We start from the raw sequence: 6,422 nt of genomic DNA, 5'->3' as shown, positions 1-6,422 counted from the left end.
GACACGTCACCCTTCGCTGACACACCTCTTGCATTCCTAGCGCCCTGTCCCGTTTCATCGTCCGGACGATGAAACGGGACAGGGCGCTAGGAATGCAAGAGGTGTGTCAGCGAAGGGTGACGTGTCACTGGACTTTTGGGCAGTAGCGATGTGTGCGGGGTCTGGTGTCATCCACGGTCCGCAAGGACGGTGGATGACACCCCGCAACCTGGGGGGCGGGAGGTTACGTGTCGTGATCGTGTGAGGGTTGGTGTGCGTTCGGGGCACGAACGCTTGCCTCGTCTGGATGACGTTTCGTATGCTTAGTCGTATGCGGCTCGTGATCCATCCGAATGCTCTGAAGCACGGGCTGACCGTCGAGCAGATCACGGCGGCATACGAGACGGGTTCTGGTGGTGCACGGGTACGTCGTGGTGAGGAGGACGTCGAGCCCGTGAGGTGGGCGACTATCGGGTTTGAGGATGCGGGCCGTCCGGTCGAGCTCGTCTTCGTTCGTGGTGTCGGTGAGGTGTTGGTGGTCCACGCGAACTGGTTGACCAAGGGGTTCCTGGCGCAGATGAGGAGGGTTCGATGAGCGAGTTCGTCGCCGATAACGGTGTTCGGGTCACCGACGACATGGTTCGCCGGTGGGAAGCCGAGGCTGAGTCGGGCTTCGAGGGGCTGCAGGTAGAGCCGTTCGAGGGTCGAGCGTGGGAGGTGCAGACCGAGCCGCTACGGCCTCGGACGATTCGGGTCAGTGACAGCCTGTGGCATCTGATCGAGCAGGACGCGTCCCGTCGTGGCCTGAGCGTGTCTGCATGGACTCGTCAAGCCCTCACCCGCGAGCTGTCCCGCATCCCCCGGGCTAGTTGACCCGTCAGGGTTTCAGGGGCTCTCGGGCATGCGAGTGACCTTGAGGTCTTCGAGGGCCTCGTCGTCGTTGTCGGAGACGTGCTGCTGCATGTGGCCGCGGCCTGCCGTGGTCGCCAGTGCCTCGCTGGTCACGGTGCTGCCGTGACGGCCACAGAACGGGCAGTCCCATCGGTAGCCGCCCTCGGCGGGTAACACGATCGCATCAGCCAGGCGCCCACTCAGATAGTCGCGGCGTAGCTTGGCCCACTGCTTGGCCCAGGCTTTTTTCTGCTCGCCGTAGGTACTCATGCGGCGTTGTCCTTTGAACGACCATCCTTCAGCGCCCGGTGAACCGTTCCTACCGATACCGCGAACACTCCAGCGATGGTCCGCATTGATGCCTCGGGGTGATTAGCCTTATATATCCTGATCTGATCTTGACGGGCCCGAGCCCTAGCCTCCCAGAGTTCACGGGGCTCAGATGTCCAGCGACGCACGCTTCGCTCGGACAAACCAGTGATGGCGGCCGCTTCCTTGATCGTGCGGCCATTGCGGGATCGGTGAAGGGAAGAACTCACAGTAGATACAATCGCTGCTCGAGGCATGTTCGTCGGGCGGCACCGGATTTGTGGCCTCGGTGGGTTTGCATCGCGGTGAAGGTGGCTCGCTGGTGGCTTGCGGAGTCGGTCCAGCCTCGGAATTTAGTGGTGATCCACTTATGGATGCTGGTGGTCATGGCGCGTGTTTCTGAAGTGGGTAGAGGTTCAGTGAATTCCGCGTTGCGGGCAGTGATTTCGGCGGCTATCGCGGCATGAAGAGTCCGACTGTCGGTGGCGGTGGCGTATTCGTTTCCGCTGCCGATACGAATACTTCTGGCTTCTTGATAGGCCCAGATGCGGGCGGATTCGAAGATCGAGCAGTTGCGGCTGAGGCCGGTGGTGGTGGCTGGCTTGTGGTGTTCGCGCCAGCGGGGTGGGGGCATATAGGGGCCCAGGCCGTCGCGGAGCTGGTCGAGGCTGTAGAGCCGGTCCACGTCTAGGGAGGTGACTTGCATAGAGGCCCACGCGTCGTGGAGCGGGTTTTTCGTGATGAGCCCCGAGTAGCCCTGGTCGCCGTCGACGGCTCGGCGTAGGCCCTCGGTCACGGCAGCGGCATAGGCCAGTGGCTTGCGCCGCGCGTACTCGGTGCGGGTGACGGGCTCGCGCAGTGCCCAGACCGCGTGGGCGTGTCCGTTAGCGGGGTTCTCCACGATGACGTGAGGTAGGGGCCGGGTGCCCAAGGCGCGGAGGGCCGCGTCACCGTGGTCGATGTCCACGACCAGCAGGTTCGACAAGGCATGAGGGTTGGCCTCGATGTAGCGCAGGTGCAGCGCGTCGTGACGGCTCATCCGGTACACCCCGGCTAGCAGGTCATCGGAGGCCAGCGGCCACAACGGCAGCCACGCCTGCTGCCACTGCTGGGCGGTGGCGGTCCTCATGGCCTGGATCCTTCCACTGCTAGGTGTTGAACCGAGTGAGCGACCCTCGGTGTGTTCAATTTAGGCCACGAACCATAATCAGATGGTTCGGGGTCCGGGGGGCTCCTAGGGGGTTCCAGGGGTCCCCGTCGGTGCGCGCTGGTGCCCCTCAGGGCTGATGGTCTTCTTCCGGGGATGGATGAGGTCTGTGAGGGCTGTTGAGGGTCTGGGGGTAGGGAGGGGGTCGGTGAGAGTGTGTTTGGGCTTCAGCGGGGCGCACCGAGGCTCCCACGGGTATTCGAGGGCAAGCGGCCGCTTGACGGCCGCGCGGCAGTTCACCAGAAGCGGGATTGGGCTTGACGGAGTTGGGCTCGGTACGTGCGGTTCTGCTCGACCAGCCGGCCCCGTTCCCGGTCGGCTTTGGACAGTCGGGTCTCGAGGACTGTGACGCGGCTCACGGCCGCGTCACGCTCACGCCGGATGTGGGCGAGTTGGGCCGTGAGCCGCGCGAGCTGCTCCTCTAGGGCCTCGACTCGTCCCGCGTCAACCACCACGACACGTACCGGGACCGACAGTCCCTCGGCAACCAATCGTTCGTCCCGGGCTCGTCTGCGACACTCATCGGAGCACCAGATCCGGGGTCGGCAGGCTGAGGCGGCGACACCCCGGGCGCCAAGACGCCCCGCAAGACGGGCAGGCCGGCCCTGGCCCGCAGGCCGTCGGCCACGCAGTAAGGGCAGGGATCCGCTATTGGCGGCCGGGGGTCCGGGCGGCCAGTGGGCTAGTGGGCTGAAAATGCGGCCCCGGCGGAGCCACTCCGGCCAACCTGACCATCCATGCCCGTAGTCAACCGTTCCAGATGCCCTCGATCGTTGATAGTCGGCGCCTTAACTCCGTTAACGCCAGGATTTCTGGTACGTACTGTTTAATGTTCCTGGCCTGGGGATGATTCGTGACCATGAGTATTAGTTGCGGAGTTAGTGGACGATAGCCGATGCAATACAGAGCCTATTGCAGCGAATAATATCCCTAAGCCCACAGGCATTAAAAATATATCGAGAATACCGGTCTCGAGGCGCCCCAAGTAAAGAACCTCTATCAAGATTATAGCAATCCCTACTGCGAAATATATCCAGCACTTACGTAGGCTCGTATGGTTTGCGAACGGTCTAAATATGAGTCCTATTACTCCCGACATAGCGTACAACACAAACGAGAAGACGGGTTGATTCGAACTGTCTGTTAATGTTGCGACTAGTCCGGATATCAGGGCGAAGAGCACCTCAATAATGGGGTAACGTGTCCAGGTGAACAGGAAGCGTGAATTAATCATGAAGAGATTTCATCTAGTAATATCTAGGGTGCTTGAGTTTTGATTCAAGGATTCTTCCTTCCACAGGGGGCGTCCTTCCTCACGTGAGCTGGTCACGGAGGGCGCGTTGGTAGGGCGTCAGCAGCGCCTCGGGCATTCGGGTGACTTTGAGGGCCTCCAGGGCCTCGCGGTCGTCGTCGCTGATGTGGGTCTGCATGTGGTTGCGTCCGGCTGTCGTTGCGAGTTTGGTGTTAGTCACGTCGGTGCCGACTGCACCACAAATCGGGCACTCCCACCGCACACCGTTGAGCGAGGGCAGGACCACAGCGTCGAGGACCTTGCCGTCGAGATACTCCCGACGCATTTGGGCCCATTCACGAGCCCACGCTTTCTTCAGCTCGCCATAACTACTCATGCTCAAATCCTGGCAGCATCGGGCCGCGTGCGGCTTCTTCGGCTTCTCGGGCGCGCTCCTTGCGGGCGCGGTAGGCGAGTTTCTTCGCAGTTGAGGCCGTGATGTCGAAGTGGTCCCCGGTTTCGGGCCAGGAGTGGTGCTGATCGTCGTGGTAGACGCGGATCGCTTCGCGGCGCTCGAACTGGTCGTTGATCCACTTGTCGCGAGGATCAGACGTCCATCGTTGTGCGGTGCGTCGTGAGACTCCGACTCGTGCGGCCGCTTCGGCTGCGGTCTGGCCGCCTCGGGAGTATCGGGCGTAGACGCTCGGGCGCTTGTATCCGTCGCTCATGAAAGGCCCTCCCACTGGGCTGCGGCCTGGGCCCGTCGCTGCTCTCCGCTCTTGCGGCCTCGGGCTGACTGGATGGTGGTGAAGGTGTCGGCGGTGACGGTGGAGGTCTGTGACCAGATGCGCGACTTGGTGATGATCCAGTTGGTGATGGATCGGGCGATGCAGTCGGCCTCGGAGGCGGGCAGGGGGTCGGTGAACTCGGCGTTGAGCTGGTTGACCTGGGTGGCGATCGCGAGGGCGAGGTCGCCACGGTCGGCGGGGGTGGGGTGCTCGTGGCGTTGTCGGATGCGGCGGGCTTCTTGATAGGCCCAGATGCGCGCGGTTTCGAAGATGGTGCAGTTGCGGGCCAGGCCGACCGGTTGGCGGCGTCGTTGTCGGCGCCATGACGGGGCGGGCATCAGGCCGGCGTCGGCCAGGCCGGCGCGCAGCTCGTTGAGGCCGTAGAGGTGATCGCTGACCCAGTGGGTGTCCCAGCGGGCATCGGTGGGGTTCTTGGTGATCAGGCCGGAGTAGCCGCTGTCGCCGTCAACGGATCGGCGTAGCCCCTCGGTGACGGCGGCGGCCAGGGCGAGGGGCTTGCGGCGGGCGTACTCGGTGCGCGTGACCGGCTCGGCTAACGCCCAGACCGCGTGGGCGTGCGCATTGTCCGGGTTCTCTACGACCGCGTTAGGCAGCCAGGCTCGGCGGTCCCACAACGAGCGCATGAGGGCGTCTTCGTGGTCGCAATCGACCACCAGCAGATTGCTCACCGCGTGAGGGTTGGCCTCGATGTAGCGCCGCTGCAAAGCCGTGGGGCGGCTCATGCGGTAGATACCGGTGCCCAGGTCGTCGGTGGCGTAGGGCCGCAGGGGCAGCCACACCTCGTCCCACCACGTGCGCCACTGCTCCTCGTCCATGCCCCAACCTAAGCACCTGAAACATTGGTCTGTCCATAATACGTCTCGAACCAAGTCAGATGTTTCGGGGTTCCGGGGTGTCCCCGGGGGGATTCTTCTGTACGAGCGAAGCGAGTTCCTTGCTCGCCCCTGCCTCCCCTGCCCCACCCGTCCTCCCTGCCGTCCTGCGTGCCGATCTGCTGGCCTTTCCTGCCCGCTGGTGCCCCGTCCGTCGTCAGCCGCGCGCACGGCCGCCAGGAGGGCGCAGGGGAGGCAGGGGCAAGCAACCCGGGACGGGTCGCGCGGCAGATCGAGGTTCCTGGGCGACGGCTCGGTGATCGTCCTGCCGGACGTTCCCCGTCTCGAAAACGAGGGTTGCCCGGATCGTTGACGCGCTCCAGGCAACCGGACTCTCGTAGCCCTCGAATCCGTCACACTATTTGCACTATTAGTGCCACGGTGGCCCTCAGCGTCCGGACGATAACTGCCGACAGGGTCAGTGGCGGTGCTTGGCGTGGCGGGCGGCCGCCCGCCGTTGAGCCCTGTTACCCGAGGGTCGAGGTGCCGGGCTCCCCTGATCGAGCCCCGAGAAGACATCGTGTTCAAACACCGGTGTCGGTGTCGGCGTGGACGCCTCGGCTGGCTCGATGGGTGGTTGGTCGGGCAGGTCCAGGCCGTACTCGGGATCGGCCGGGCCGATCCGGCGGGCCGCCGCGAAATCGTCGTTGTACATGAGGCTGTCGTAGTGAATCCGGCGGAACTTCACGTCCTGGCGATGGAGTTGGCGGGCGCGTTCCAGCCGCTCCTCCAGCACGGCGATCCGGGCCTCCAGACGCTCACGCTCGTCCTGCTCGAGGTGCCGGGTCACCGTCACCGTCCGGACCGGCCGGGCCTCGGCCTGGGCGGCCCGGCGTTCCTCACAGGCCCGTTTCCGGCACTCGTCGGAACACCAGACCCGGGGCCGGCCCCGCCCGCTGTGGGGCTCCACCGGAGCCCCACAGCGGGGGCAGGTTCGAGGCGCCGACGCGTCCTCATCCAGGTCCATGACTAGGTCGGAATCCATACCCGAAACCATATCGTCCGGACGATGAAACGGGACAGGGCGCTAGGAATGCAAGAGGTGTGTCAGCGAAGGGTGACGTGTCACTGGACTTTTGGGCAGTAGCGATGTGTGCGGGGTCTGGTGTCATCCACGGTCCGCA

At 64.1% G+C, this 6,422-nt stretch carries 8 protein-coding genes; 2 read left to right on the top strand and 6 right to left on the bottom strand.

Annotated features, from left to right (window positions below):
• Positions 1-433 precede the first annotated feature (433 nt).
• Positions 434-574: a toxin-antitoxin system toxin subunit gene (locus E0E30_RS13070; RefSeq protein WP_130866922.1), complete on the top strand. Its 141-nt coding sequence runs from the start codon at positions 434-436 to the stop codon at positions 572-574.
• Between the two features lie 41 nt (positions 575-615).
• Positions 616-852 (top strand): hypothetical protein, encoded by a 237-nt coding sequence (locus E0E30_RS13065; protein WP_130866923.1) that lies wholly within the window; start codon positions 616-618, stop codon positions 850-852.
• 12 nt (positions 853-864) lie between these two features.
• Here E0E30_RS13065 and E0E30_RS13060 read toward each other — a convergent pair whose 3' ends face one another.
• The 6 genes from E0E30_RS13060 to E0E30_RS13035 all read right to left on the bottom strand — a co-directional run bounded on the left by E0E30_RS13060 (position 865) and on the right by E0E30_RS13035 (position 6,088).
• Positions 865-1,140, bottom strand: coding sequence for a hypothetical protein (locus E0E30_RS13060; protein ID WP_130866921.1), 276 nt, complete (start codon positions 1,138-1,140; stop codon positions 865-867).
• Between the two features lie 265 nt (positions 1,141-1,405).
• The gene (locus E0E30_RS13055) at positions 1,406-2,308 is read right to left on the bottom strand and encodes a replication initiation protein (RefSeq protein WP_130866920.1); all 903 of its coding nucleotides are present in this window, start codon (positions 2,306-2,308) and stop codon (positions 1,406-1,408) included.
• Between the two features lie 1,391 nt (positions 2,309-3,699).
• Positions 3,700-4,014 carry a hypothetical protein gene (locus tag E0E30_RS13050; protein ID WP_130866919.1) on the bottom strand — a complete coding sequence of 105 codons (315 nt, stop codon included), beginning with the start codon at positions 4,012-4,014 and terminating at the stop codon, positions 3,700-3,702.
• The gene (locus tag E0E30_RS13045; protein WP_130866918.1) at positions 4,007-4,345 is read right to left on the bottom strand and encodes a hypothetical protein; all 339 of its coding nucleotides are present in this window, start codon (positions 4,343-4,345) and stop codon (positions 4,007-4,009) included. Before E0E30_RS13045 ends, E0E30_RS13050 begins: the two co-directional genes overlap by 8 nt.
• A complete protein-coding gene (locus E0E30_RS13040) occupies positions 4,342-5,241 on the bottom strand; it encodes a replication initiation protein (RefSeq protein ID WP_130866917.1) in 900 nt (299 codons plus the stop codon). The genes E0E30_RS13045 and E0E30_RS13040 overlap by 4 nt, the downstream gene beginning before the upstream one ends.
• 475 nt (positions 5,242-5,716) lie before the next feature.
• Entirely contained in the window at positions 5,717-6,088 is a 372-nt protein-coding gene (locus E0E30_RS13035; protein ID WP_210115901.1) for a hypothetical protein, read from the bottom strand.
• Positions 6,089-6,422: the final 334 nt, after the last annotated feature.

This window comes from Acidipropionibacterium timonense, assembly GCF_900605005.1.
Taxonomy (GTDB): domain Bacteria; phylum Actinomycetota; class Actinomycetes; order Propionibacteriales; family Propionibacteriaceae; genus Cutibacterium; species Cutibacterium timonense.
Note: the sequence above shows the minus strand (reverse complement) of the source record. Positions and strands in the feature narration are given on the sequence as shown.